Raw genomic sequence first — 26,491 nt, 5'->3', positions numbered from 1 at the left:
ATGGAAACTCTGAGCTGGGGCGCAATCATCGTGCGCATCTTATTGCAGTTTATGCCGGTTTGGATTGCTTTGGCCGCTGTGTTTGTGCTGTCCATCACCTACAAACGCAAGCTTGGCCTCTACGGTAAGCTCTTTGACAGCAAGGTTGGCATGGTAGGATTTTTCCTCGTTATGTTTTGGATCTTCACCGGCCTGTTTGGCGCGATGGATATGATCATCACGCATGATCCACTGACCCAAATTTCGGGCCTCAAAAACAAAGCTCCGGGAACACCGGTGCCAGACTCGAGCAAATATTCTGGCTACTATCTTCTTGGTGGTGACAACTTGGCGCGTGATGTGTTCAGCCGAATGGTCAAAGGCGCTTTCGTTGTCGTGCAAATCGCACCTCTCTCAACTCTTTTTGCCTTTATGGTTGGCATCACACTGGGATTGCCTGCGGGCTATTTTGGCGGGTATTTGGACACAGCCCTCTCTTTTGCAGCCAACCTGATCTTAGCCTTTCCTGTTATTCTCCTGTTCTACCTCTTGGTCACACCAGAGATCGTAGAATCTGGCATTCCCAATTATATGGCAGCCGTCCTCTTCATATTCCCGCTGATTTTTGTGGGCGTTTTGCTGAACTCGCGCTTTCACACTCGGCCCAGCGTGCGCACTCCGCTTTTGATCGTGGTGCTCGGGAGCATGGGCTGGATTTACCTGTCTTTGATTTCCGAAAAAGGCGGAGCCATAGATCTCGTGCCAGCTTTGCTAGACGGCTTCGACGTTCCTGGCGGCATTCTTGTTGTTTTTGTTGCCGTGGTTTTCGTAAATGCGCCAACCGTCTTTCGGATCGTGCGGGGGCTTACCCTCGATGTTAAAACCCGCGACTACGTTGCCGCGGCGCAAACACGCGGTGAATCGCATTGGTACATCATGTTGTGGGAAATTTTGCCCAACGTGCGCGGCCCGCTCATCGTGGATTTCTGCCTGCGCATTGGCTACACGACCATCCTTCTGGGGACACTTGGCTTCTTCGGTTTGGGCCTTCCGCCCGAGAGTCCGGATTGGGGCTCAACGATCAATGAGGGCCGCAAACTCTTGTCAATCTACCTTCATCCCGCCCTACCGCCAGCCATCGCTCTTTTGAGCCTCGTGCTTGGCCTCAACCTTCTTGCCGACGGTCTGCGCGAAGAAAGCCTGCGCGACTAAGTCACATCCGGCGGTGTCAAACCGCCAGATCCAGCGAACGAAAGAAGAAAATATGTCCGATCAAACAGACTATGCCGGCCCTATCTTGGAAATCGACAAACTGTCGATCAGCTTCATGACGCGCTTAATGGAAATTCCCGCCGTGATGGACTTCTCCGCGAAAATCATGCCGGGCGAAGCACTGGGCCTTGTGGGTGAATCTGGCTGCGGGAAATCTACAGTCGCGCTCGGGATCATGCGCGATCTTGGCAAGAACGGTGAAATTGTTGGAGGAACGATCAAGTTCAAAGGCAAAGATCTGACAACAATGCCCGCAGAAGAACTGCGCCGCATCCGCGGCAAAGAAATCGCCATGATTTACCAAGAGCCCATGGCCTCGCTAAACCCTGCGATGAAAATCGGGAAGCAGTTGATGGAAGTGCCCATGCTGCACGAGAACATGTGCGCGAATGACGCTTATGCGCGTGCCTTGGAGGTCGTCACAGACGTCAAACTTCCAGACCCAAAACGCGTTTTGAACAGCTATCCTCACCAGCTCTCAGGCGGGCAACAACAACGTATCGTGATTGCCATGGCATTGATGTCAAAGCCCAAGTTGCTCATCCTAGATGAGCCCACCACTGCGCTGGATGTAACGGTTGAGGCAGCGGTGATTGAATTGGTGAAAGACCTTGGTAAGAAATACGGGACATCCATCCTGTTTATCTCGCACAACCTTGGTTTGGTTCTGGAAACCTGCGACCGCATCTGCGTGATGTACTCCGGCGAAGCGATTGAGCGCGGGTCAATCAAAGACGTCTTTGACAAAATGCGCCATCCCTACACGCAAGCTCTCTTCCGCTCGATCCCCCTGCCCGGTGCGGACAAAAACAGCCGTCCGCTTATGGCAATTCCCGGCAACTTTCCCTTGCCGCACGAACGCCCGATAGGGTGTAATTTTGGTCCACGCTGTTCTTACGCTGTTAAAGGCCAATGCGACCAAGGGGCTATTGAAATGGCATCCGTCGATGGCAACGGCCTTCACGAGACACGATGCCGCCGCTATGAAGAGATCGATTGGCTGGCCGAGCCAGAAGTGGCGCGACAAACGGAGAAAACCGATCGCGGTGCAAAGATCCTTGATCTGCAAAACCTTCAAAAATACTATGAAGTCGCCTCAAGCTCGATGTTCAAAAACAAAAGCGATGTCGCCGTTGTGAAGGCCAACGAGGACATCAGCTTCAGTGCTCACGAAGCAGAAACCCTCGCCATTGTTGGAGAGTCTGGCTGCGGCAAGTCCACGCTCGCTAAAATGCTGTTGGGCCTTGAAACAGCCACCGATGGTAAGATCCAACTGCTCGACACCGAGATCCAAGACACGCCGATTGCCGAACGTGGCACAACGGCCGTTTCCAGTGTTCAAATGGTTTTTCAAAACCCCTTCGACACGCTCAATCCCTCCATGACCATTGGGCGCCAGATCATCCGCGCGTTGGAAATTTTCAAGATTGGCAGCAATGATGCAGAGCGCCGCAATCGTATGCTTGAACTTCTGGATTTGGTCAAACTGCCTCGCGCTTTCGCCGAACGCACCCCGCGGCAGCTCTCAGGCGGTCAAAAGCAACGCGTAGGGATCGCGCGTGCGTTTGCCGGCGACGCCAAGATCGTCGTCGCGGATGAACCTGTGTCTGCCCTTGATGTGTCTGTGCAGGCCGCAGTGACAGATCTTCTGATGGAGATTCAACGTAAGAACCGCACCACGTTGCTGTTTATCTCTCACGATCTTTCCATTGTGCGCTACCTCAGTGATCGAGTGCTGGTGATGTATCTCGGTCACGTCGTGGAGCTTGGCACAGCTGATCAGGTGTTCTCGCCTCCGTACCACCCCTACACCGAAGCATTGTTGTCGGCGGTTCCGATTGCGGACACCACGATCCAGAAGCAACAAATCGTCCTTGAAGGCGACATTCCTTCCGCCATGAACCCACCTTCTGGTTGCCCGTTCCAAACGCGGTGCCGTTGGAAATCGTCGGTGGCAGGCAATCTCTGTGAGACCCAAGTTCCAGACGTGCAGAACCTTGCGGATGGGCATCAAGTCAAATGTCACCTAAGCCCCGAGGCCTTAGCGTCCATGGAGCCGGTCATTAAAACCGCAGCGGAAGCGGATCCAACTTAGCGGCCTTCGGCAGAAACCAAAACTTGGCCTGCAAGTTTCGCACCCCACTCTTTGATAGCCAGAAGGCCTAGAAGAGCGGGCGATGCAGCCTTGCCGAGCCATTTGCTTGCAAGGATAACCGCGGTCAGGTTCGCTTAGCCGATCAATCTGCAATGCACAGCTTGATGGCATTGTCTTGATCCAGATAGCTTAAGCGTAGCTCAAGCAATGCCTCTCCTTCTTTCAACTGAAGCATCGCGTTGGGCTGTGTGACAAACGCCGTATCCGCGGAGCTGATTGCCGTTCCGTCGACGCAGGGGCCTCCGGCAAGCCCATGAAACGCCAACACTCCGTGCTCCGGACACGTGGCTTTGAGATCGCACGGGCCTTTGTGGACCACGACATCCCCGTCACAAAAGCTCGGATCAAACATAAGATTCAGATCAGTAATCGGGCCATCTTCCAAACGCGAAAACACCTTCAGCGCCCCATCAAAGCGAACTGGCGAAAAAAGCACCGCCGTGAGGGACGTTTTGGGTGTGTCCAAAACCATCGTCCCGCCAGACACTACAGTCAGCACACGTATCATGCCTGCAAAATCAGAAAAAGGGCCAGCCTCGGCGACATCAGCGCGGCTAATGGTCCAAGCAATCTTGCCCTCACGCAAACCTTTCGCGATGTTGCGCGTGATCCCGCCGCCGTTTTTCCATGGCACATCAATCAAGGCATTTGATTTCAGAATTTGCATCGGTTTTCTCCGTTATATTGAACCGTCAACCTGTTCTTGTTTCTTTGCCGTTTTGAGCGCCGCAAAATGACATCCACGGCCTTCCGTGAAATCACGGAAGATGCGGTGACCTAAGTCCTAAAACTCCAAGTATGCATGGCCTGCGTAAGATAAATTTTAGAAGCCTCTAGATCGCTTAGCGATACGATGACAGTTGCATTGAACTGTCACAGCACAAGGATTACAGCCGCCACCGCAAAAAGCAGGAGGGTTTCCAGGCAGACAATAACCAGCGCTGCACCCCCGACATGGCCCAAGCTTTTTAGGGAGGTTTTTATCCCGATCCCAACAATCCCAATCACTAACATCCATGATGAAACCGCCGCTAGCAACACCCTGATCGTCTCAGGAAGAACACCTAGACTGTTGATCACAATAGCGATTGCGAAGCCATGAACGAACCAGGGAACACCGCTGCGATTGCATTGCGCGTTTTGCTTGCGGAACGCGAATGAGATCACAATTATGACTGGGACAAGCATGGAGACACGAAACAGCTTAATGAGGGTTGCGATGTTGCCCGTTTCTTCTGAAACCGAAAACCCGGCACCGACAACCTGCGCCACATCGTGAATTGTTAGCCCTAAAAGGATCCCAATGTGCTGGTCGTCTAATCCCAAACGTTTTCCCAAAATCGGGTAGAGAACCATTGCTACTGTAGAGAGTGTTGTGACGGCAACTACGATAAAAGCGGTATCGCGTTCTCTGGTGTCAGACGTGGGCAACACTGCTGAAATGGCCAAGGCCGCAGACGCCCCGCAGATACCAACAGCTCCGCCAGACAAAACGCCGAACCTGATATTTTTTCCAAGCAATAACGTGATCGCAATCCCGATAGAGATGGAAAAGATTACGCCGCCAATAACGAGACCAATCGTTTGCACACCTAAATCGCCAATATCAGCCAACGTGATTCGCAACCCCAACAATGCCACCCCCAATTTCAACAAATCCGCCGCCGCGAACCTTATCCCCGGCGCCACTTTCTGGTCATCCACCAAGAAATGCAGACTCAACCCAATGAGCAGCGCAAATAACATCGTGGGAGCACTGTAGTGATCTGATAAAAATCGCGAGGCGGCCGCGACGATTGAACAAATAAGCACCCCTGGCATGAAGAGCACGGCTTGGCGGTAATTCATCTTGATTGAACCTGAATATTTTTAAGTACGAGAGCAGCTCGATACTCGAGTGGCAGTTGAAAGTTATGGCTGAGCAGATTTCCCGAGGCTGACAAGAGAGTGTCGACTGTCTAAGAAAATCAACTCGGAGCCCGCTTTATGTATAGACATAAAGCATATCTTTGCATACCTTAAATGTATATTCTTAGCCAAACCGGATTGATAATGCCGAAAGACAACAGACTCTTCTCCCACCTGAATCTTGTGACAATGGGTGAAACAGACGCGCCATACGGACTGATCGAAGATGCAGCAGTGCCAGTCGTGGACGGGGTTATCGATTGGATCGGACCTCAGTCCAAGATCCCTGAACAGTATAAAGCTCTGCCTGAAACCAACCTTGGTGGTCGCCTCGTCACCCCTGGGCTGATCGATTGCCATACGCATATTGTACATGGCGGCGACCGCGCAGCAGAGTTCGAGATGCGACTGAGTGGCGCCAGCTATGAAGAGGTCGCACGCGCAGGCGGCGGGATTGTATCGACGGTCAATGCCACACGCGCTGCAACCGAAGAAGACCTGCTTCGCGATGCCTTGCGCCGAGTGGATGTTTTGATTGCAGAAGGCGTCACATGTATTGAAGTGAAATCTGGTTATGGCTTGGATCTGGAGACCGAGCTGCGCATGCTGCGTGTCGCCCGCGCGATCCCGAAACACCGCCCCTTACGTGTGAAAACGACCTTCCTTGGCGCGCATGCAACACCAGCTGAATATGCCGGTCGAGATGATGCGTACATCGATAATGTCTGCATCCCTGCCCTACGCGCAGCCCATGCCGAAGGCTTGGTCGACGCTGTGGACGGGTTTTGCGAAGGCATCGCTTTTCAGCCTGAACAAATCGCGCGCGTGTTTGATGTGGCTCAGGAGCTGGGCTTACCGGTCAAGCTGCATGCTGAACAGCTCTCCAACCTCGGCGGCGCAAAACTGGCTGCACGCTATGGCGCTATGTCTGCCGACCATATCGAATATCTGGACGAGGACGGCGTCGTCGCCATGAAGGATGCGGGCACGGTTGCTGTCATCCTGCCCGGTGCGTTCTACACCTTGCGCGAAACACAAGCGCCGCCAATCGATGCGCTGCGCCAACACAAGGTGCCGATGGCGCTCGCGACAGACATCAACCCCGGATCGTCCCCCCTAAATTCGCTGCTGCTCACCCTCAACATGGGGTGCACTCTGTTTCGTATGACACCCGAAGAAACCCTGCGCGGCGTGACGCAAAACGCAGCGCGTGCTTTGGGCCTAACGGACACGGGCACACTTGCTGTTGGCATGCGTGCTGACATGGCCGTTTGGGACATCAAACACCCAGCCGAACTCTCTTATCGGATTGGCTTCAACCCACTTCACGCGCGTATTTTCGGAGGCAAATTGTGAGCCCGCAGCCTTTTAAGTCTGAGGCGGCAACAATGATCGCATCCGAGGACATTACCACAGCAGCCAGCGACACGCAGGAGATGACACCATGACACCCGTAGAAATCACACAAGGTGATAGCCCGATCGTTTTGGGCCTGCCACACACAGGAACTTATGTACCAGAGGATGTTTTGGCGGATCTCAACGACCGCGGGCGCGGATTGGATGATACGGATTGGCACATTCACACGCTCTATGAGGGCCTCTTGCCCGACGTCACGACTGTGCGCGCAACGTTTCACCGCTATGTTGTGGACGCCAATCGTGATCCCTCTGGTGTGTCGCTCTACCCTGGCCAAAACACGACAGGTCTGGTGCCGCTCACTGACTTTGACGGCCATGATATTTGGGACAAGGCACCCGATGCTGCGACTAATGAAACACGTCGTCTGGCTTTTCATGCGCCCTATCACGCCGCCCTTGTGGCCGAACTTGAGCGTGTTAAGAGCCTACATGGTTTTGTCATTCTGTATGACTGCCATTCGATCCGATCGGACATCCCTTTTCTGTTCGAAGGCACCCTGCCCGACTTCAACATCGGGACGAATCTAGGCACCACATGCGATCCGAAGGTCGCGCAAATCACCCAAGACATTTGCGCCGCTGCAGAAGGTTATTCCTCAGTCACCAATGGCCGCTTTAAAGGCGGCTGGACGACCCGCGCTTATGGCCGCCCTGCAGAAGGTTTTCACGCGATCCAAATGGAATTGGCGCAAAGCATGTATCTGCAATCTGAGACAAGCCCTTGGACTTATGACGAGGAAAAAGCCGCAAAGCTGCGTCCTCACCTCCAATCAATTTTGACCAAACTGGCCGAATTGGCCCCTTTCCCGAAAGGCACATCATGAGCGATCCCCACAAGAACACCCGTGATATTTTCCCCGCGACGGGCTCTGACATCACTGCCAAAAGCTGGCTGACCGAAGCGCCGATGCGGATGTTGATGAACAACCTCCATCCTGATGTAGCCGAAAACCCCCATGAACTGGTGGTGTACGGCGGTATCGGGCGCGCTGCGCGCACATGGAAAGATTTTGATCTCATCGTTGAGGCACTGAAAAACCTTGAAGAAGATCAAACGTTGATGGTGCAGTCTGGAAAGCCTGTCGGCGTGTTCCAAACCCACAAAGACGCCCCACGCGTTTTGATCGCTAACTCCAACCTCGTACCGCATTGGGCAAATTGGGATCACTTCAATGAGCTCGATAAAAAGGGCTTGGCCATGTACGGCCAGATGACGGCCGGCTCTTGGATTTACATCGGCTCCCAAGGCATCGTGCAGGGGACGTATGAAACCTTCGTCGAGGCTGGTCGCCAACATTACGGCGGCGATCTGACGGGCAAATGGGTCCTCACAGGCGGCCTTGGCGGCATGGGCGGCGCGCAACCTTTGGCGGCAGTTATGGCAGGCGCATGCTGCTTGGCTGTTGAATGTAACCCAGACAGCATCGATTTCCGCCTGCGCACCCGTTATGTAGATGAGCGCGCCGATACGTTGGACGAAGCTTTGGCGTTGATCGAAAAATGGACCGCCGCTGGTGAAGCAAAATCTGTTGGCCTTTTGGGCAATGCGGCAGATGTCTTTGCGCAAATCGCAAAGCGCGGCGTGCGTCCAGATATGGTCACAGATCAAACCTCTGCGCATGACCCAATCAACGGTTACCTGCCCCAAGGTTGGAGCATGGCGCAATGGAAAGAGAAACGCGAAAGCGATCCGAAGGCTGTAGAAGCTGCCGCCCGCGCCTCGATGAAAGCGCATGTAGCAGCGATGATCGATTTCCAGAAACTGGGCATTCCTACGTTTGATTACGGCAACAACATTCGCCAGGTTGCGCTTGAAGAAGGTCTTGAAAACGCCTTTGATTTCCCAGGCTTCGTTCCAGCATATATCCGTCCGCTCTTTTGCCGCGGCATCGGTCCGTTCCGCTGGGCGGCGCTGTCTGGTGATCCAGAGGACATCTACAAAACAGACGCCAAAGTTAAGGAAATTCTTTCCGAGGACAAGCATCTGCACACTTGGCTCGATATGGCTCGCGAACGTATCGAATTCCAAGGCTTGCCTGCACGCATCTGCTGGGTTGGTTTGGGCATTCGCCACAAGCTAGGTCTTGCCTTCAACGAAATGGTTCGCACTGGCGAGCTCAGCGCGCCGATCGTGATTGGCCGCGACCACCTCGACTCAGGATCGGTCGCCTCCCCCAATCGCGAAACAGAGGCGATGATGGACGGCTCAGATGCTGTATCGGACTGGCCGCTTTTGAATGCGCTTCTAAACACAGCTTCAGGCGCGACTTGGGTGTCATTACACCACGGCGGCGGCGTTGGCATAGGCTTTTCGCAACACTCCGGCATGGTGATTTGCTGTGACGGCTCTGAGGATGCGGATCGCCGCATTGAACGTGTCTTGTGGAACGATCCGGCCACAGGTGTCATGCGTCACGCCGATGCGGGCTATGATGACGCCAAAGCATGTGCCCGCGCGCATGATCTAAATCTGCCCGGTATTCTTGGGTAAATAGAGCGACATTTCGTCGAGATGGCGGGCCTTCGGGTCCGCCATTTTCTATGGGCGCCTTAGGGCTTGCGATATCAATAGCGCGTTGTCATCCGGTGCCCAGGCTTGTGCGACAACCTAACATAGGTCATCGCTTGCTCAGCGTGCCACGTAGATCTCTCGACGATGAAAATCGGATCCCCTACAGCACATTCCAAAAACTCAGTCATCTCTTTGTCTGCCAATGCTGCAGAAAAGCTAATTTCAGCTTCTGAGTATGGTATTTCACTCATCAACCAATCATTTGGACCGAGTTTGGAAAAATCAATCTCTCTCGCTTGCGGCAACGCATCAAGATTGATCCAGCGATCTTCGTATTGATATGGGTTTCCGTCTGCATAGTGCATGCAAATGAGATGCAGTACATCTGCTGCCTTGGGCAATTGCAGGCGCGCTCGCAGCCAATCAGGCGCGTTTTCAACGCTACTAGACACCAATGAATATCTGTATTCCGCGTTGAGCGCTTCGATTTCGTTGCGCAACACTGGAATATCAAATTTGGCCTGAAGAATGCGGGTCTCGCGCACGCGCGTGCCTGCTTTGCGGCGTCTCTCAATAATGCCTTCATCCGCAAGCTCGCGCATCGCGCGGTTCACTGTGGCGCGGGCGCAATTGTAGGTTTCCGTCAGATCCATTTCGTTGGGAACCAATTCGCCCGGCCCCCAATCGCCCCTGACAATCTTAGCCAAGATATCCGCTTTGACTTCTTTGTACGTGACTCTCATTGTCGCTCGTTTCTTGGCCACATAGCCACCTTCATAGCATCTATGACGTTTACATTTACGCCCGCCATAAGACCCGCAAAGTCAATGCAAACTTTTGGGGCACTAAATGAATACATAGCAGGGCTGGCTTTTAGGACAGTATATCTTCAATACAGTATCTTACCAAGTTAAGAACATTGCGACATCCCCTGTCTTGATCTGCAAACTTAACTCATTGAGGTCAGGTGTTTTTAGCACTGGCTGCGCCGAAGCGCTAGGCGATGCAGTATTCGCTTTAGGCGCGTTAGATCAATTGCTTTGTCTTGGCCTCCTAATACTGTGCCACTTGATCTAAACTTCCAGCCCCTCATCCAGTTCTATCTGCAATGCCTCAGCCTCCACACGCGCGCTTTCCGTCAAATCATCCCGTTTCAAAAACGTACGAAGCGCTACGGTCAGCCAGCCAAAAAGCCGCTCTTTGCGCTCGAGACGAGCGCGATGGTCCACGAAACGTTTCGCGATATTGGCGAGCCTACAGGCAATGCCTTTGGTTTGACGCATCGTTCACCTTTAACTTGCCCTGCTCATCTCAGCCAATGTTGCTCGCTTCAAACTCAGCTGCAACGGCTTCGATTGCAGCAAGACAGGTGTTGGCCTCATGGAATTATCTGAGCGCCTCCGCCTTTTTCTGAGCCATCTGCTCGCGCCCCTTTTGGAGTTCCGTTTCGGCACTTTTCATTTGGGTCATCAGGTCCATTTGACGTGGCTCGATTTTGGTCTGTTCTTCTTGTTTCTTCGCGAGGCGCCTCATATGTTTTCAGACGCTTTGCTTCCTTTGCGTTGAGCTCAGCTTGCCGTGCGGCAATCTCAGCGGGCAGGTCTTGATGCAGCTGTATAACGGATCGGTTGGGCGTTTCCGCATAATCGGCTCCCGCCTTAATTCGGTCGAACTTCTTATGGCCTTGCTCATGGGGGTTTTTCCGACTCACGACGCGATTAAGGCGACTTCCGGGGTAATTACGAGGGATGTGTCACGAGCAGCAAGAGCTGTTGACGCAAATGGACGACGTGCGTTCAGCAAACCGCACAGAATGCGGCGATTCTTTGGAAATCGCGTCCATAGATTTTTTGATTGAGAGCGGGCTGCGGCTGACCCATTTAGCGTACAAACTGTGCCACAAAAGTTTAAGTCTTCATGTTTGGCCCATTGTCGAAACCTAACAACATAATTGACATTGCGCAGCGACGTTGGACAGGACTGGGAGGCGGCCACTTGAAAAACGCAGTACCAGACCTTCGCCTGATCGAAGCTGATATGTGGCAACGGATCAAGCGGCGCCAAGGCGTGATCAGATCAACATTGAGCGAAGCCCAGCAGACCAACGATAGCAATCCACTCGCTCGAGCAAAACGTACCAAACACCTGTTTTCAGGTCTTCTTAAGTGTGGCCACTACGGTGGCTCCTATACCCTGATGAACAAGACCAAATACGGCTGCGCTTCCGCTCTCAATAAAGGCACTTGCGACAACCGCAAGCTCATCAAACGCGAGAGTGTTGAAGAGCGTATTCTGAGTGGCCTCAAATCCAAGCTGATGCATCCAGAGCTGCTCAAGGAGTTCGTCACGGAATATCAAAGGGAATGGAACCGACTGCACAGCGAGAGCACATCAGCGCGAAGCTCCATTGAACGTGAGCTCAAACAGCTCGGCGTGCAGATCCAGAAGATCGTTTACGCCATCACAGCGGGCATGTTCCACGCCTCTATGAAGACAAAAATGGATGCCCTAGAGGCGCGCAAAACCGAGTTAACAGCAAAGCTCGCAGCCCTGCCCGAACAAGATCCAATTGTGCTACACCCTGCCCTCGCAGAGACCTACAGCAAGAAGATCACCGCCTTGTCGGACAGCCTCAATGACGAGACGAACAGATCTGAAGCCTCAGAGCTACTTCGTAGCCTTGTTCCAAAGGTGCGCCTGCATCCGGATGAAGCAGCTGATGATGGTCATATGATTGAACTCTTTGGGGAATTGGCTGCAATCTTAGATCTCACAGACCCCCAAAACAACAACACCCGCCGTTTTAAGGGCGGGTTGTCGGTTCAAGTGTTTGCGGGAAGGCGCAACCGCCGTAAATTTCCTCGATTGAAATGCACGCTTTAGAAAGGCGAACACATTTAATGGAGCGCGGTTGTCGTCCCGCGCCTCTAAGAGACTTAACGAGTGGGCAAAGTTTCATCTTTTGAATGTCGACCTACCGCTTTTACGGCTTCAAATTGAGAGAGAAAAACAAAGCCTGTGAGGTCGCTTAAGAATTGCTCCGATCCAAGATGATCCATAACTGGACCTTTCACTTCTGAAAGATGAAGTTTCACATCCATCTCATTTAGTACCTTGTTAATCGTCTCCAGTGCCTCAAGCGCGCTGAGATCAATGTCGTTCACCGCTGAGCATTGCAAGATCACATGACGTACCGCTGCATCCCCCATAACCCTATTGTAGATCGCCTCTTCTAGGTAGTGCGCATTGGCGAAATAAAGGCTTTCATCGACACGCAGGCTGACCACGCTCGGATCCGTCTGAACGTCATGTCGCAGCACATTACGAAAATGTTCCGTTCCTTCAATAAGACCAACTTCGGCAATATGGGGCTTTGATGTCCGGTATAAATGGAGCAAAATTGACACCCCTACTCCGACTGAGACACCGGCCTCAACGCCGAACCCCAAGGTCAGAATGAGTGTCACGAACACGGCCGCAAAATCCGGTTTTGAATACGACCAGCTCCGGCGTAGAATACTGAAATCAACCAAATTCGCCACAGCGACAATGATCGTGGCCGCCAGTGTTGCCTTAGGTAGGAAATAGATCAGTGGGGTCAAGAAAAGCGCGGCACAGGCCAACCCGATCGCCGTAAAGGCCCCCGCCGCAGGTGTTGCAGCCCCCGCATCAAAATTCACCACCGACCGAGAGAAACCGCCGGTCACCGGGAAACCACCCGTGAGAGATGCACCGATATTCGCAGCGCCCAATCCAATCAACTCCTGGTCTGGGTCAATTCGCTCGCGTTTTTTAGCCGCTAGAGTTTGGGCCACAGCAATAGATTCCACGAAACCAATGATCGAGATTAAGACCGCTGGCATCACCAATGCATCTAATAACTCTGTGGACAAAGACGGGAACGTCAATGGAGGCAAACTCTGAGGTACCTCCCCGACAATTCGGACACCTTTGTTCATCAGTCCCGCGAGCCATACAGCGAGGGTTGTGAGAACGACAACGAAAATAGGTCCAATCTTGACGACGACCCCAGCCAAGGGTGCCCCTACCCCTAGCCTACTCAAAAGTGGCTTCAACCCAAGCCGCATCCAGAACAAAAATGCAGTAGCACCAACGCCAATCACGGCCGTATAGATGTTTGTTTGCGAAATGTTTTTACTCAATGACTGCATTAACTGCCACAGGCTTTGGCCAGACGCGTCGATGCCGAGGATATGTTGAATTTGGCTTGCGGCAATAATAATCCCTGATGCCGAGACAAACCCGGACATCACCGGATGAGAAAGAAAATTCGCGACAAATCCAAGGCGAAGCATGCCCATCACAAGCAAGATAAGCCCGGACAATCCCGCCAGAGAAAGCGCTGCAATCGCGTATCCCATTGTATCTTGTTCAGCGATCTGGCTGAGCGTTGCGGCGGTCATCAGGGAGACAACAGCAACAGGACCAACGGCAAGTGCGCTGCTTGTCCCAAAGATCGCATAGAGGATGATCGGCGCTATGGACGCATATAGGCCTGCCTGGGGAGGCAGGCCAGCAAGCAATGCATAGGCCAAAGATTGCGGGATAAGCATGACCGTGACGATCACAGCAGCAAGCAGATCCTCCAGCATTATCTTTTTCGAATAACGCCGGCCCCACGACAATATCGGAACGTAGTTGTGTATCATCACGAGCCCTCGAGTTTGCGTGTCGCTGAAGCGCCGCTAGTTTATTAGTGAGTGAGAACTTGATCTAAGAAGTTCCGTGTCCGCTCATTGGCTGGCGAGGTGAAGAAAGTTTCCGGATCGCTTTCTTCGATGATTTCCCCGGCATCCATAAAGATAACACGGTCAGCAACCTTGCGCGCAAAACCCATTTCATGCGTCACGCAGACCATCGTCATGCCTTCTTGGGCCAATGTTTCCATGACATCCAAAACCTCACCAATCATCTCGGGATCAAGCGCCGAAGTCGGTTCATCAAAGAGCAAAATTTCCGGCTTCATGCAAAGTGCCCGCGCGATCGCAACACGCTGTTGTTGACCGCCAGACAGTTGACCTGGAAATTTGTCGGCTTGGTTGGCGATTTGAACTTTTTCCAAGAATGCCATCGCGGTCGCCTCTGCATCTGCTTGGGTTTCTTTACGCGCAAGCATCGGTGCAAGCGTGCAGTTTTCCAAAATGGACAGATGCGGGAAGAGATTAAAATGCTGGAAACACATCCCCACCTCACGACGCATTTCTTCGATATTTGGCGCATCGGCGTTGATCGGGTCACCGTTGATCAATATCTCGCCGGATTGATGCTCTTCGAGCTGGTTGATCGTGCGGATCATCGTTGACTTACCTGAACCAGACGGCCCGCAAACCACGATTTTCTCACCCTTTTTCACCGAAAGATTAATGCCCTTCAAGGCATGAAACGTTCCGTAAAACTTGTTCACATCTTTCATTTCTACTGCATAAGTCATAGGCGATCCTTTTGTTTACGATTTAACGGCGGCGGTAACGATGATTTCTACCTTCAACACATCGCGGGCAAGCTTGGCTTCGCCGCAGGCGCGGGCAGGCGCATGGCCGGCAGGCACCCAAGCATCCCAAACCGCGTTCATTTCAGCGAAATGAGCCATGTCAGACACCCAAATTACAGCCTGAAGAATGTGTTCGCGGTCTGAGCCTGCCTCCGCAAGAAGCGCATCTACACGCGCCAGACAGTCAGCGGTTTGCTCGGCGACGCTGTCACCCGCGCCGACTTGACCACAAAGGTAGGCGACACCGTTGTGTTTGACGATTTTGCTCATGCGTTCAGATGTGTGAATGCGTTCAATCATTGGGTTTTCCAATCAAGTTTCGTGCGCCAAGCGCCTCGTGGATTTCGGTTAAAATCATTGTGTCATCAATCGCTGCGGGTATCTTGTAAGTCTCGCCGTTTGCGATTTTTTGCATCGTCCCACGCAACACTTTGCCTGATCGCGTTTTGGGCAAACGTTTTACCGGCACAGCCAATTTAAACGCCGCAACTGCGCCAATCTTGGCACGGACCAACTGAACCAGTTCTTTTTCCAAGTCAGCAGGGTCGCGATCCACACCATCGTTCACAACAAAAAATCCGAGCGGCATCTGTCCCTTAAGCGCATCGGCTGCACCCACCACTGCGCATTCGGCGATGTCTTCATGCCCCGAGATAACTTCCTCCATCGCGCCGGTGGACAACCGGTGCCCTGCGACATTGATGATGTCATCTGTGCGCGCCATGATAAAAACATATCCGTCTTCGTCGATCATACCAGCGTCAGATGTCGCATAATACCCAGGGAACTCCTCCATATAGGAGGATCGGAAACGCTCTTCAGCATTCCACAATGTAGGAAATCCCGAAGGGGGCAACGGTAGCTTGCAGACGATATTCCCCAACGTACCAGCTTCTACAGGGTTACCCTCGTCATCCAGCACACGGATATCGTAACCAGGCATTGGTTTCCCAGGTGAACCAAGCTTGATCGGAAATGCCCCCAGCCCCACAGGGTTGCCAGACATGGCCCATCCGGTTTCGGTTTGCCACCAATGGTCGATAACAAGACGGTCGAGTTTCTCCTGCGCCCATTCAATCGTCGCCGGATCAGATCGTTCACCCGCCAAGAACAAGGTCCTGAAGTTGCTTAGATCGTAATCCTGAATAAGCAGCCCCGAGGGATCAACCTTTTTGATCGCGCGAAGCGCGGTCGGTGCGGTGAACATCGCCGCGACTTTGTGGTCTTGGATCACGCGCCAGAACGCCCCAGCATCCGGTGTGCCAACGGGTTTGCCCTCAAAGACAACCGTTGCACTGCCATTCAGCAATGGTCCGTAGCAGATATAGGAATGGCCAACGACCCAACCCACATCAGAGGCGGCCCAGAAGGTTTCTCCCGGTTTGATATCATAGTGATACTCCATCGACCAACGCAGCGCGACCATATGCCCGCCATTGTCGCGAACAACGCCTTTGGGCTGGCCCGTCGTACCCGATGTATAAAGGATATAAAGCGGATCAGTCGCCTCGACCGGCACACATTCTGTACCCTCGCCAGCCGCAATGGCAGATTGAACCGATTGCGCGTAATCAACATCGCGCCCTTCGATCAGCTCACATGACTGGGTATCGCGTTGCAAGATCACACAGTGATCAGGCTTGGCCGATGCGATTTCAATCGCTTCATCCAATAACGGCTTATAGGCGATCACCCGATTTGTCTCGATCCCACAGGACGCCGAAATGATCGCTTTTGGAGCAGCATCGTCAATTCGGGTTGCCAATTCGCGCGCAGCAAAACCACCGAATACAACCGAATGGATCGCACCAAGGCGCGCACAGGCCAGCATCGCAAAGATCGCCTCAGGCACCATTGGCATGTATATAATAACACGATCACCTTTGGTGACGCCTAGCCCACGCAGAACAGACGCCAACGCGCTGACCTCGTCCTTGGTTTGGGCATAGGAATAGGTTTTCGCGGTTCCCGTAACAGGGCTATCATAAATAACAGCCGCGCGGTCGCCGTGGCCGGCTTCGACATGGCGATCAACGCAGTTGTAACAGGTATTGCATGTCGCCCCATCAAACCAACGCCCATAGGCGCCTTTGTCGGCATTGAACGTGGACGTCGGCGGGGTGAACCAATCAATTGCTTTAGCGGCATTGGCCCAAAAGGCCGCGGGATCCGCCTGCCAATCGGCATAGGTTTGTGGGTATTTCGACATCATTTACCTCAGCACGTGTAGTTCATACCAATGCGCCCACCATCCACATAGATGGTTTCGCCAGTGATATATTTGGCTTTTTTGCTCGCGAGAAATGCGACGGCATCGCCAATATCACGTGGCTCGCCGACACGTTTCAGAGGCGTACGCGACATAACCATTTTCATGGCTTCTGGGTTTGCATTCACGCCGGCCATCATTTCGGTATCGATCGAACCAGGTCCAACAGCATTCACCCGAATATTGTGCGGAGCCAATGCCAGCGCCGTCGCCTTGGTCAACTGCATCACACCGCCCTTTGAGGCACAATACGCAGGGATTGACGGGATTGCGACGACCGCATTGATGGACGACATATTCACAATCGCGCCCTCAATGTTATTGGCGGCCATGGTTTTTGCAGCACGTTGAAGTGCAAGGAACGTCCCAGTGAGATTAACGTCGATCACCTTTTGAAAGCTCTCGAGCGACGTTTCAAGAAAATCTCCCGGCATCGCGATGCCCGCGTTGTTCACAAGAATTTCAACAGGGCCATGCTCTGCTTCGATTGCGTCGAACATGGCTTCGATCTGCGCAGGATCCCCCATGTCACAGGCCATGCCAACGGCACCACCACCAAGTTTATCGGCCGCTGCCGCGACACCTTCGGCGTTGATATCTGCCAAAATCACCTTTGCACCATCTTCTGCGATGGCTTCTGCACAGGCATAGCCGATCCCTTGGGCGGCGCCCGTGACCAATGCGATTGGTTGTTTGCTCATGTCATGTCCTACTTTTTCAGACCGTAAACGCCGGTCGCTTGCTCTTCTGTGATGAATCCAGCGGCCAGATCTTGGGCCACTTCCGTTTTGTCGCGCGCGCTTGGCGCGCCATATCCGCCCCCTCCTGGGAGGCTGAGTTTGAGACGTTGGCCATTTTTGACCAACTGGCGCCCCTTGCTTCTCATCTTGGTGCCATCTGAAAGTTCGACCTGTCCCTTGGCACCCGCATGGCCACCTTCGCGACCGCGCGCGGGATTTTCCACCCGATCGAACATGGCGTTAAAGTAAAAGTCATAGCCTTCGCGGGGTTCGATTTCGATGTTCTGACCAAGGCCGCCCCGAAAGGCCCCCGCCCCGCCTGATCCCTCACGAAGATCTTTTCGCCACACTGTGATCGGGCCAACGTGCTCGGTCGCTTCGACGCTCATCGTCGACACACCAGATGGGAAGGCCGTCGCAGACAATCCGTCCAATGTTGGGCGGGCCCCTGTCCCGCCAGAGTTGAACATCAGGACCTCGGCATTCGGCAAACCGCTTGCGGGATCACTGGCGCGTGCCGAAATTTGGATATTCCAAAGTGCGCTTGCCCCCTCGGCGGGAACTGTGTCGGGCATCGCTTGGTGCAAAGCGCCCAGCACCACATCAGGCACCAAATGTCCCAAGACATGGCGCACCGAAACCGGAGCAGGTCGACGCGCGGCCAAGATGCATCCCTCAGGAGCGGTAATTTCAAAGGGTTCAAGTGAACCCGTGTTATTCGGCACCTCTGCCGCAATCGCGCATTTCAAGCCATAGCACGCATAGGCACGTGTGTAGACCTCGGGAACGTTTACGCCAAAGCGGCTCATGCCTGAGGTACCATCAAAATCGGCTTTGATTTTATCCCCAGCGACATCCAAACGCACAACCATATTGACCGGTGCATCATACCCATCCACCTGCATAGAATGACGAAACGTGCCATCGGGAACTTTGGCGATGGCCTCATGGGTGGCTTTGCGCGATGTCTCAATCACGAAATCCGACAGACCCTCCAGATCAGAGATGCCAAATTCGCCCATCATGGTCTGTAAGCGGCGATCCCCTGCCTCGTTACAGGCCGCTAGAGAATAAAGATCGCCGACCACTTGATCCGGTTCACGCACGTTAGAGCGCACCATACGGATAAGATCCTTGGACACGTTTCCCCGTTCGGCGAACTTCATGATCGGGATCAAGAGACCCTCTTCATACACTTCGTTCGCGTCAGGCCCAAAACCCCGACCACCAATATCCACAACATGCGCAGTACAGGCAAAGAAACCGATGTGTTGGCCGTTGCGAAACGTTGGCGACACAACCGTAATGTCGTGAAGGTGCCCCGTGCCAAGCCATGGGTCGTTGGTGATGAAAACGTCGTTTTCAAATACGTTATCCAGTCCCAGCTCACGTACAAAATGCGTCACGCTCTCGGCCATTGCGTTCACGTGACCTGGCGTGCCGGTGACCGCCTGCGCCATCATTCGGCCTTGGCGATCAAAAAGCCCTGCCGACAAATCGCCCGCTTCGCGCACTGAGGTTGAAAAAGCGGTTCGGATCAATGTCGTGGCTTGTTCTTCGACAACCGCAATCAAGCGGTTCCACATGATTTGATAATCGATTGCTGTCGGGCTCATAGTGCGTCTCCCTTGCGGCGCAGCAGCAAGCTGCCGTCGCCTTGGCCAATCGCCGTATAGGCGGATGTGACAATTGTGGTGGTCTCATTTTCGATAATCACGGCGGGGCCTTCGACAGATTTCCCAGCGCTCATTTCGCTACGCTCTACTTCGCGCGCATCCACGGTGCTTCGCAGTGCAGCGTCATAGAATTGACGTGTCCGTCGCTCTGTTGCTGCATCTCCCGATGCGAAATGCGCGGCCTTTGCAACATCAGGCAGCACGGATGCAACCACAAGCGACCAGTTGGTGATTTCAATCGCAAGCCCATCGATGGTCCGGCCAAACAACATTTCATATGCGGCTTCAAACGCATCTTGGATCTCTGATTTATCCGAGTCCGCAAACGGTTTGTACGGTAGGGACACTGGGATTTCCCAACCCTGCCCCGCATATCGCATAAACGCAGTCAGTTTAGATGAGGTATCCGCGTCCTTGGCCCCTGCTTCAACAAAAGCGCGGGCCTCTTGCTCCAGCTCAGCCAAAGCTGAGTTCACTGCAGCGCCATTGAAATCAGCGAGTTGCTGAAACAATCCGCGCGTAGCTTCATAACTGAAGGGGGCCTTCAGGAAGCCAATCGCAGAACCAACACCCGCACCTGGCGGAATGATCAAATCACGTATGCCGAGTTTTTCACAGAGACGACAGGCATGAAGCGGTGCCCCACCTCCGAAACCGATCATGGTAAAATGTTCAATATCACGGCCATTTTCAACCGTGTGAACACGCGCCGCATTGGCCATGTTTTCGTCAACCATTTCGGTAACACCAAAGGCGGCGTCGCTGCTTGTAATACTCAAAGTTTCGCCAAGTTTCGCAGCCACGGCAGTGTCCGATGCGTCAGGGTGCAGTTGGATCGCACCTCCCGCGAAATTGTTTGGATCAAGGCGACCCAAAAGCAGGTTCGCATCCGTCACAGTTGGCTCTTCTCCGCCTCGGCCATAGCACGCCGGGCCTGGCTCTGAGGCCGCGGATCGAGGTCCAACTTGGATTCGGTTCATGCTGTCGATGGACGCAATTGAACCGCCTCCCGCGCCGATCTCGACCATTTCAACAACGGGTGTGGACACGGTCATGCCCGAGCCTTTTTTGAAACGATATGTACGCGCGACTTCGAAGGTATTCGCCGTCTTGGGCGCACCATCTTCGATCAAGCAAATCTTGGCAGTGGTGCCCCCCATATCAAAGCTCAAGACTTTGTCGAGATCATGCGCCCGCGCAAAATCGGCGGCAAAAATTGCGCCCCCTGCGGGACCAGATTCAAGCAGACGGACAGGCTGTTCTGCGGCTGTTTCTACCGAAATCAAACCACCCCCAGAATGTAACATAAAGACTGGGGCCGCGACGCCGGCGCCACGAAGGCGGGCGACCAAACGTCCAAGATAATCCGCGACCTGTGGTTGTACATATGCGTTTGCGATCACTGTATTAAACCGTGGCAGTTCGCGCATTTGTGGCGAAATCACAGATGAGATCGAAATCGACAAATCAGGGGCCGCCGCACGCAATGCATCCGCCATCTGACGTTCGTGCGCATCATTGGCATAGGAGTGCATCAACCCAATCGCGACGGCTTCAAAGTCGCCGGCCAGAATGGTTTGTACCATTGCGTCCACGTCGTCTTGCTCAAGCGGCAACAGGACCGCGCCACTTGCGCCGATCCGTTCATTCAATGTGAAACGATCCTGACGAGGCACCATCGGCTTTGGCAGGTTAAGGTTCAGGTCATACTGCTCAAACCGATTTTCAGAACGCATTTCGATGACGTCGCGAAAACCTTCGGTCGTGATAAACGCCAGCTTTGCTCCGCGACGCTCAATCAAAGAGTTCGTCACCAAAGTGGTGCCGTGGATCACTTGATCAATATCAGACAATTCGATCCCAGCCTGTTTGGAAGCCAAGGCAATTCCATCCAAAATCGCCTGTTCAGGTTGAGTGTAGTTGGTCAGAACTTTGCACGTCGAAAGCCCGCCCGCATGTTGCAATGCAACATCCGTAAAGGTGCCGCCGATATCCACGCCGACGCGTGTAGAAGCCAGTGTCATAGTCAAATTGCTTTCAAGATTTGTTTTGCTGTGAACGCCGTTTGGTACAAGCGCGAAAAGACAGGAGCAGATTTCACTGTCGATGGGTCCGTCATAGGTAGCGGCAGATCTGCACGATCCATGCCGGTCAATAATTGCGACATCGTGCGCCCAAACATCGTACCGGTTGTGATACCACGACCATTGTAACCAATTGGCGTGAATAGATTTTTATCAAGCTCATGAATGCGGGGCAGATGATCTGGTGTCATTGCAATTTGCCCTGTCCACGCCTCTTCGAACTCGACGGGGCCAAGTGTTGGGAACAAACGCGCGATTTGTTTGCGCGCCCAACGCTGTGAAACGCCGCCATTAATATCACCCATGACCTTACCCATAGATCCAATCAGCAGGCGATCGTATGCATCGCGGCGCACATTAAACATGATCTGACCGGTATCCCACAAACCCTGTTTTTCGGGCATAATATGCGCGGCCTCTGGCCCCAGCGGCTTGGTGGCGAGTTGAAAGTAATTGATCAACGTAAAGTTCTGCTTCAAGCCTGGCCATAGGTCATCCGTGTAAGCGTTGGTTCCCAGAACAACCGCCTTAGCTTTCACTGTGCCCTTATCCGTTTCAACGATCCACAGATCACCTTCTTTGGATAATTTGGTCGCGCGGACCTTGGTGCTTATTTTCGCACCGGCTCCGAGCGCCGCACGTGCAAGTCCTCGCACATAGCCCATTGGGTTTATCGTGCCGGCGCGGTGATCCAAAAGGCCACCATGGAACACAGTCGTGCCCAATTTCTCGGATACCTCCTCACGCGATAGCAGATCCACTGGCTGACCCAGGCGCTGCCACTCTTTGTGGCGGTCCTGTAGGTCGCGAAAACCTGAAGGGGCATGCGCACCATGAATTGTCCCAGTTTTGGTCACTTCACAGCGGATTTGGTGCTTTTCAATTAGAGAAAACACATACCCTGGGCCTTGACCGAACATATCGATGAAACGCGGACCATATACCGGTCCCAATTTCTCACGCACTTTTTGGGGTGGCAACCAAAGCGCGGCATTTACCAGCCCACAGTTGCGTCCTGACCCACCGAAACCGATTTGATTCGCCTCAAGCACATGCGCCGACAGTCCCTGCTCGGCGCAATGAAGCGCTGATGATAACCCGGTGAACCCACCGCCGATAATCACGACATCCAAGATACCTTGCGTATCGAGCGGCGCATGAAAATCTTCTTCAATCGCCGTGGCGTTCCAAAGCGAAATTGCATTTTGTGCACTCATATAGATTCCCTACCTCAAACGGAATGGCTGCGATTGAGGAAAGGTTGCAACAGCTTCTCCTCTGTGTCAATATATGATATATAAGTTCTATATATCAGCACAGAGGTCTTTATGAAAAAGCTCAAATTGTCATCATCTGACATGGTGAAAGCCGCAAGAGCGCGCATTGAGGAAGTCGAAACCGCCGACCTCATCGCGATGCTCGAAAATCCAAATGTTGTCGTGGTTGACATTCGCGACCCACGTGAACGCCAGCGCACAGGTTTTATTCCTGGCAGCTTTCACGCGCCGCGTGGCATGATCGAATTCTGGGTCGATCCAGACAGCCCATATTTCAAGGACATCTTTGGAGAAGATAAAAAGTTTGTCTTCCATTGCGCCTCAGGTTGGCGCTCGTCGCTAACAGTTGCCACGCTCCAAGACATGGGGTTTGAAGCGGCTCACCTCAAAGAAGGTTTCTCCACTTGGGAAAAACAAGGCGGTTCAGTCGAATTTCCTGAAAAGAAGGGCTAAAAAACTCTGTTTCGCGCACTCTACAAAGAAGGCGCGAAACAGTTAGATCAAGTGAAATTTAGCGGCGCGCCAGTTTCGCAGATACGCTTTCGGCGCAATTGGCAACCAAAGATCCATATCTATCTAACCCGTTTTCGGGCATACTCACATCTGGCAACGAAATCCCCAACGACGCTATGCTTTCTCCACTGGGAAGCGTAATCGCTGCCCCAAGACTCCAAATGCGCTCGCGAAATTCGCCTTGGTCTACGGCATATCCTCGGGCAAGCGTCGCATTTATATCATCATCAAGGGCCGCAATAGAGGATATTGTCTTTTCCGTATGTCGGGTCAGTTGCCCCTTAATGCGTTCGCGCATGCTACCATAATTCGCCGCCAAGATGGCCTTCCCGGTACCCACGCAATGAATCGGCGCTTCGCCGCCAATCGGGCTCCAAGACCGGATGGGTTTTTGGCTCTCAATCTTATCTATATAGACGATCCCAAGATGTTCAGGAACGGCCAGATAAATCGTCTCGCCGGTTTCCTTGGACAGGAATGACATCTCAGGCGCGGCCAGTTCGCGCAGGTTCAAATTATCAACCGAAGCTCGTCCAATTTGCCACGTCTTCAACGTCGCGGCATAAGCTTTGCTTTCCAAGTGTTTGACATATCCAAGTGTTGTGAGACTCTGCAAAAGGCGAAATGTGTTAGATTTCGTAAGACCCAACTCCACCGATAACTCGGTAACGCCCTTGCCTGATGGGGCATGTGCCAAGTTTTCAAGAATGCTCAATCCCTTGGAGAGGGTAGAGTCAACTTTGGGCGTCTTAGGCGGCGTATCTGTCATTGGTTCATCCTCCGATACGTATCAAGTATCAGGTTCATTCCGAAACAGGAAGTCAGGAGCTGAATGAGCCGTGATTTTTGGCAATACACCTTCAAACTTACGTACATTCAACAAGGTTGAATGTGCCGCCGTGCTTTGACTAAGGGACGATGTGCGAAGATCATGGGTTAAAACATTCGGATTTCCATGTCGATCACGGTTTTGCGGCGCATTGAAATCGGGATCATACCAAGCTCCCGTCCACAAAAAGACACAGCCCTCGCGGACTTCATCGGTTATTTTTGCACCAGCAAGACAACGCCCGCGATCATTGTAGAGCTCAACGATATCTCCATGCTCAATCCCACGCTCAGCCGCATCTCTTGGATGAAGCAGCACCGGCTCGCGATCCTTGATCTTATGGCTTTTACTATAGTCGCCATTATCAAGCTGGCTGTGCAACCGCGTTTTTGGTTGCCCCGACAACATATACAGTGGGTATTTTTGTTCCGCTCCGGCTGCCACATCCCGTGGCGCGAACCACGCCGCATGGCCTGGGCAGTCAGGGCGACCAAACGACGCAATGGTTTGCGAGAATAGCTGGATGCGGCCGCTTGGGGTCGACAAGGGATTTGCCACCGGATCGGCACGAAATTTGTCCAGAAATACTTGCTCAGGCGCTGGATCTGGCACATGCACAACGTCCCCAGAGATAAATTCATCCCAGTTCGGCAGATCAATACCGGCCTTCGAAGCCGTAGATTGCGTTTGTTGCCAAATGCACCGCAACCAGTCTTCACTGCTGCGCCCCTCCGTAAACGCCTCGGCATTTCCAAGACGCCCTGCGAGGTCTGCATAGATGTCATATTCCATCCGCGCCTCGCCCACCGGCTTGATTAATGCAGGCATCGGAACAAGGGCATTGTCTGATTTCCCTGCGCCAAAGTCTGTACGTTCTTGCGCAGACGCAATCGGCAAAACGATATCCGCATGACGCGCGGTTGCGGTCCAATTCAGCTCATTCACAATCACGGTGTCGGGGGCCTGGAACGCCTCGTGTAACCTATTCAGGTCTTGGTGATGATGAAAAGGGTTTCCTCCGGCCCACCAGACCATACGCGCATGGGGGAATTTCCGTTTACGCCCGTTGTAATCATAGCTTTTCCCGGGACTTAGTAACATCTCGGAAATCATCGCGACTGGGATAAAGTCATCGTGCGGGTTCTTGAGTTGTGAAAAGGCGCCCCACCGAAATGGGCGCTCTACATTCCCGATGTTCGCGTTCACGCCGTACCCAATCACATATCCGCCACCAGGTAAGCCGATTTGCCCCAGCATCGCTGCCAAAGTCACTCCCATCCAAAGGGGTTGTTCGCCATAATCTGCCCTCTGTACCCCCGCGGCAATACTGATCATCGTACGGGACGACGCCATTTTTCGAGCGAGGGCCGCAATGTCTTCGGCGTCGATTCCCGATTGTGCCGCAGCCCAAGCGGCGTCTTTTGGCTGGCCATCGGTTTTGCCCAGAATGTACGCTGCGACGCGGTCAAAGCCGACGGTGTATTTATCCAAAAACGAAACATCATGCAGACCTTCGGTTAGCAAGGTATGCGCGAGCCCCAACATCAATGCAGTGTCAGAACCCGGCAATGGTGGCATCCAGACAGCATCAAGTGTCTCTAAGATATCGCTGCGTAATGGGCTGATGTTGACAAACTCAACGCCCGCGTCCTTGCATAGGGTCAAGTTATCTTTCATCCGATGACGCGCAACGCCACCATCGCTGACTTGAGTATTGCGCTGTGCGATGCCACCAAAACACACAACAAGATCGCTGTGTTTGGCAATGACCGGCCAGCGGGTCGCGTCCACAACATGTTGTCGGTACGGCCCAACGATATGCGGCATCAGGACAAGGGCCGCATTATAGCTATAGTTACCCTCTGAACGCACGAACCCGCCCTGCGTGTTCAAAAAACGCTTCAGTTGACTCTGGGCGTGATGAAAGCGTCCGGCGCTTGACCAACCATATGAACCGGCAAAAATTGCTCCATTCCCATACGCCTCACGAATACGTCTAAGTTCTTTGGCAATCAAATCGAGAGCCGTATCCCAACTGACTTCGACAAAGCCATCGCGACCGCGTGCTGTTTCGCCGCTTGTACCGCGCCCTTCGGGACCGTTCTCAAGCCATGATTTGCGCACGGCTGGACGCGTGATACGCGCATCGCCATGCAAGCTGCTTGCGATATTATCGTTGATCCGCGACGGATTTGGATCCTCGCAATGCCCAGCGACCGATTGAATTTTTTCATCTTCAACCACAGCGACACCAACGCCCCAGTGGTTTGCAGTAATCTTTGTTTCAATCTTAGGCATTCAACTCTCACGTGCTGCTATAGTGAACATATTTTCTGCATATTGA

At 53.1% G+C, this 26,491-nt stretch carries 21 protein-coding genes; 7 read left to right on the top strand and 14 right to left on the bottom strand.

Annotated features, from left to right (window positions below; all coding sequences use genetic code 11):
- Together ABF287_RS02440 and ABF287_RS02435 are read left to right on the top strand one after the other, a co-directional pair.
- Positions 1 to 1,191 (top strand): ABC transporter permease, encoded by a 1,191-nt coding sequence (locus tag ABF287_RS02440; RefSeq protein ID WP_347183441.1) that lies wholly within the window; start codon positions 1 to 3, stop codon positions 1,189 to 1,191.
- A gap of 52 nt (positions 1,192 to 1,243) precedes the next feature.
- The gene (locus ABF287_RS02435; protein WP_347183440.1) at positions 1,244 to 3,346 is read left to right on the top strand and encodes an ABC transporter ATP-binding protein; all 2,103 of its coding nucleotides are present in this window, start codon (positions 1,244 to 1,246) and stop codon (positions 3,344 to 3,346) included.
- 142 nt (positions 3,347 to 3,488) lie between these two features.
- Here ABF287_RS02435 and ABF287_RS02430 read toward each other — a convergent pair whose 3' ends face one another.
- Together ABF287_RS02430 and ABF287_RS02425 are read right to left on the bottom strand one after the other, a co-directional pair.
- The gene (locus ABF287_RS02430; protein WP_347183439.1) at positions 3,489 to 4,073 is read right to left on the bottom strand and encodes a HutD family protein; all 585 of its coding nucleotides are present in this window, start codon (positions 4,071 to 4,073) and stop codon (positions 3,489 to 3,491) included.
- A gap of 206 nt (positions 4,074 to 4,279) precedes the next feature.
- Positions 4,280 to 5,254 (bottom strand): putative sulfate exporter family transporter, encoded by a 975-nt coding sequence (locus ABF287_RS02425; protein ID WP_347183438.1) that lies wholly within the window; start codon positions 5,252 to 5,254, stop codon positions 4,280 to 4,282.
- 249 nt (positions 5,255 to 5,503) lie between these two features.
- Here ABF287_RS02425 and hutI point away from each other — a divergent pair, with 249 nt between their 5' ends.
- From hutI to hutU, 3 genes are all read left to right on the top strand, one after another.
- Entirely contained in the window at positions 5,504 to 6,670 is a 1,167-nt protein-coding gene (hutI, locus tag ABF287_RS02420; protein WP_347183437.1) for an imidazolonepropionase, read from the top strand.
- A gap of 88 nt (positions 6,671 to 6,758) precedes the next feature.
- On the top strand, positions 6,759 to 7,559 hold the full coding sequence (gene hutG / locus ABF287_RS02415; protein WP_347183436.1) for an N-formylglutamate deformylase: 801 nt from the start codon (positions 6,759 to 6,761) through the stop codon (positions 7,557 to 7,559).
- A complete protein-coding gene (gene hutU / locus ABF287_RS02410; RefSeq protein ID WP_347183435.1) occupies positions 7,556 to 9,226 on the top strand; it encodes a urocanate hydratase in 1,671 nt (556 codons plus the stop codon). The genes hutG and hutU overlap by 4 nt, the downstream gene beginning before the upstream one ends.
- Before the next feature lie 74 nt (positions 9,227 to 9,300).
- Here the strand turns inward: hutU and ABF287_RS02405 are convergent, their stop codons facing one another.
- Complete coding sequence (locus tag ABF287_RS02405; RefSeq protein ID WP_347183434.1) at positions 9,301 to 9,990, bottom strand: GntR family transcriptional regulator; 690 nt, start codon at positions 9,988 to 9,990, stop codon at positions 9,301 to 9,303.
- Between the two features lie 330 nt (positions 9,991 to 10,320).
- Entirely contained in the window at positions 10,321 to 10,530 is a 210-nt protein-coding gene (locus tag ABF287_RS02400) for a hypothetical protein (protein ID WP_347183433.1), read from the bottom strand.
- 712 nt (positions 10,531 to 11,242) lie between these two features.
- Here ABF287_RS02400 and ABF287_RS02395 point away from each other — a divergent pair.
- Positions 11,243 to 12,130 (top strand): zinc ribbon domain-containing protein, encoded by an 888-nt coding sequence (locus tag ABF287_RS02395; protein WP_347183432.1) that lies wholly within the window; start codon positions 11,243 to 11,245, stop codon positions 12,128 to 12,130.
- A gap of 53 nt (positions 12,131 to 12,183) precedes the next feature.
- Here the strand turns inward: ABF287_RS02395 and sulP are convergent, their stop codons facing one another.
- From sulP to ABF287_RS02355, 8 genes are read right to left on the bottom strand one after another with little or no spacing between them, the layout of a single operon-like run.
- Complete coding sequence (gene sulP, locus ABF287_RS02390; protein ID WP_347183431.1) at positions 12,184 to 13,917, bottom strand: sulfate permease; 1,734 nt, start codon at positions 13,915 to 13,917, stop codon at positions 12,184 to 12,186.
- A 44-nt stretch (positions 13,918 to 13,961) separates the two neighbouring features.
- Positions 13,962 to 14,699, bottom strand: coding sequence for an amino acid ABC transporter ATP-binding protein (locus ABF287_RS02385; RefSeq protein ID WP_347183430.1), 738 nt, complete (start codon positions 14,697 to 14,699; stop codon positions 13,962 to 13,964).
- 15 nt (positions 14,700 to 14,714) lie between these two features.
- Positions 14,715 to 15,059, bottom strand: coding sequence for a RidA family protein (locus ABF287_RS02380; protein WP_347183429.1), 345 nt, complete (start codon positions 15,057 to 15,059; stop codon positions 14,715 to 14,717).
- Complete coding sequence (locus ABF287_RS02375) at positions 15,052 to 16,968, bottom strand: AMP-binding protein (protein WP_347183428.1); 1,917 nt, start codon at positions 16,966 to 16,968, stop codon at positions 15,052 to 15,054. Before ABF287_RS02375 ends, ABF287_RS02380 begins: the two co-directional genes overlap by 8 nt.
- Before the next feature lie 8 nt (positions 16,969 to 16,976).
- Positions 16,977 to 17,729 (bottom strand): SDR family oxidoreductase, encoded by a 753-nt coding sequence (locus tag ABF287_RS02370; RefSeq protein WP_347183427.1) that lies wholly within the window; start codon positions 17,727 to 17,729, stop codon positions 16,977 to 16,979.
- Between the two features lie 8 nt (positions 17,730 to 17,737).
- Positions 17,738 to 19,384: a hydantoinase B/oxoprolinase family protein gene (locus ABF287_RS02365; protein WP_347183426.1), complete on the bottom strand. Its 1,647-nt coding sequence runs from the start codon at positions 19,382 to 19,384 to the stop codon at positions 17,738 to 17,740.
- Positions 19,381 to 21,468 (bottom strand): hydantoinase/oxoprolinase family protein, encoded by a 2,088-nt coding sequence (locus ABF287_RS02360; RefSeq protein WP_347183425.1) that lies wholly within the window; start codon positions 21,466 to 21,468, stop codon positions 19,381 to 19,383. The genes ABF287_RS02365 and ABF287_RS02360 overlap by 4 nt, the downstream gene beginning before the upstream one ends.
- A gap of 2 nt (positions 21,469 to 21,470) precedes the next feature.
- Positions 21,471 to 22,745: an FAD-binding oxidoreductase gene (locus ABF287_RS02355; RefSeq protein ID WP_347183424.1), complete on the bottom strand. Its 1,275-nt coding sequence runs from the start codon at positions 22,743 to 22,745 to the stop codon at positions 21,471 to 21,473.
- A gap of 111 nt (positions 22,746 to 22,856) precedes the next feature.
- Here ABF287_RS02355 and ABF287_RS02350 point away from each other — a divergent pair, with 111 nt between their 5' ends.
- On the top strand, positions 22,857 to 23,258 hold the full coding sequence (locus ABF287_RS02350; protein WP_347183423.1) for a rhodanese-like domain-containing protein: 402 nt from the start codon (positions 22,857 to 22,859) through the stop codon (positions 23,256 to 23,258).
- Between the two features lie 58 nt (positions 23,259 to 23,316).
- Here ABF287_RS02350 and ABF287_RS02345 read toward each other — a convergent pair whose 3' ends face one another.
- Together ABF287_RS02345 and ABF287_RS02340 are read right to left on the bottom strand one after the other, a co-directional pair.
- Entirely contained in the window at positions 23,317 to 24,087 is a 771-nt protein-coding gene (locus tag ABF287_RS02345) for an IclR family transcriptional regulator (protein ID WP_347183422.1), read from the bottom strand.
- Between the two features lie 21 nt (positions 24,088 to 24,108).
- Positions 24,109 to 26,445, bottom strand: a complete 2,337-nt coding sequence (locus ABF287_RS02340; RefSeq protein WP_347183421.1) for a molybdopterin-dependent oxidoreductase — start codon at positions 26,443 to 26,445, stop codon at positions 24,109 to 24,111.
- Between the last annotated feature and the right edge of the window lie 46 nt (positions 26,446 to 26,491).

Origin of the sequence: Pacificibacter sp. (assembly GCF_039769035.1) — a bacterium.
Lineage (GTDB): Bacteria > Pseudomonadota > Alphaproteobacteria > Rhodobacterales > Rhodobacteraceae > Celeribacter.
Note: the sequence above shows the minus strand (reverse complement) of the source record. Positions and strands in the feature narration are given on the sequence as shown.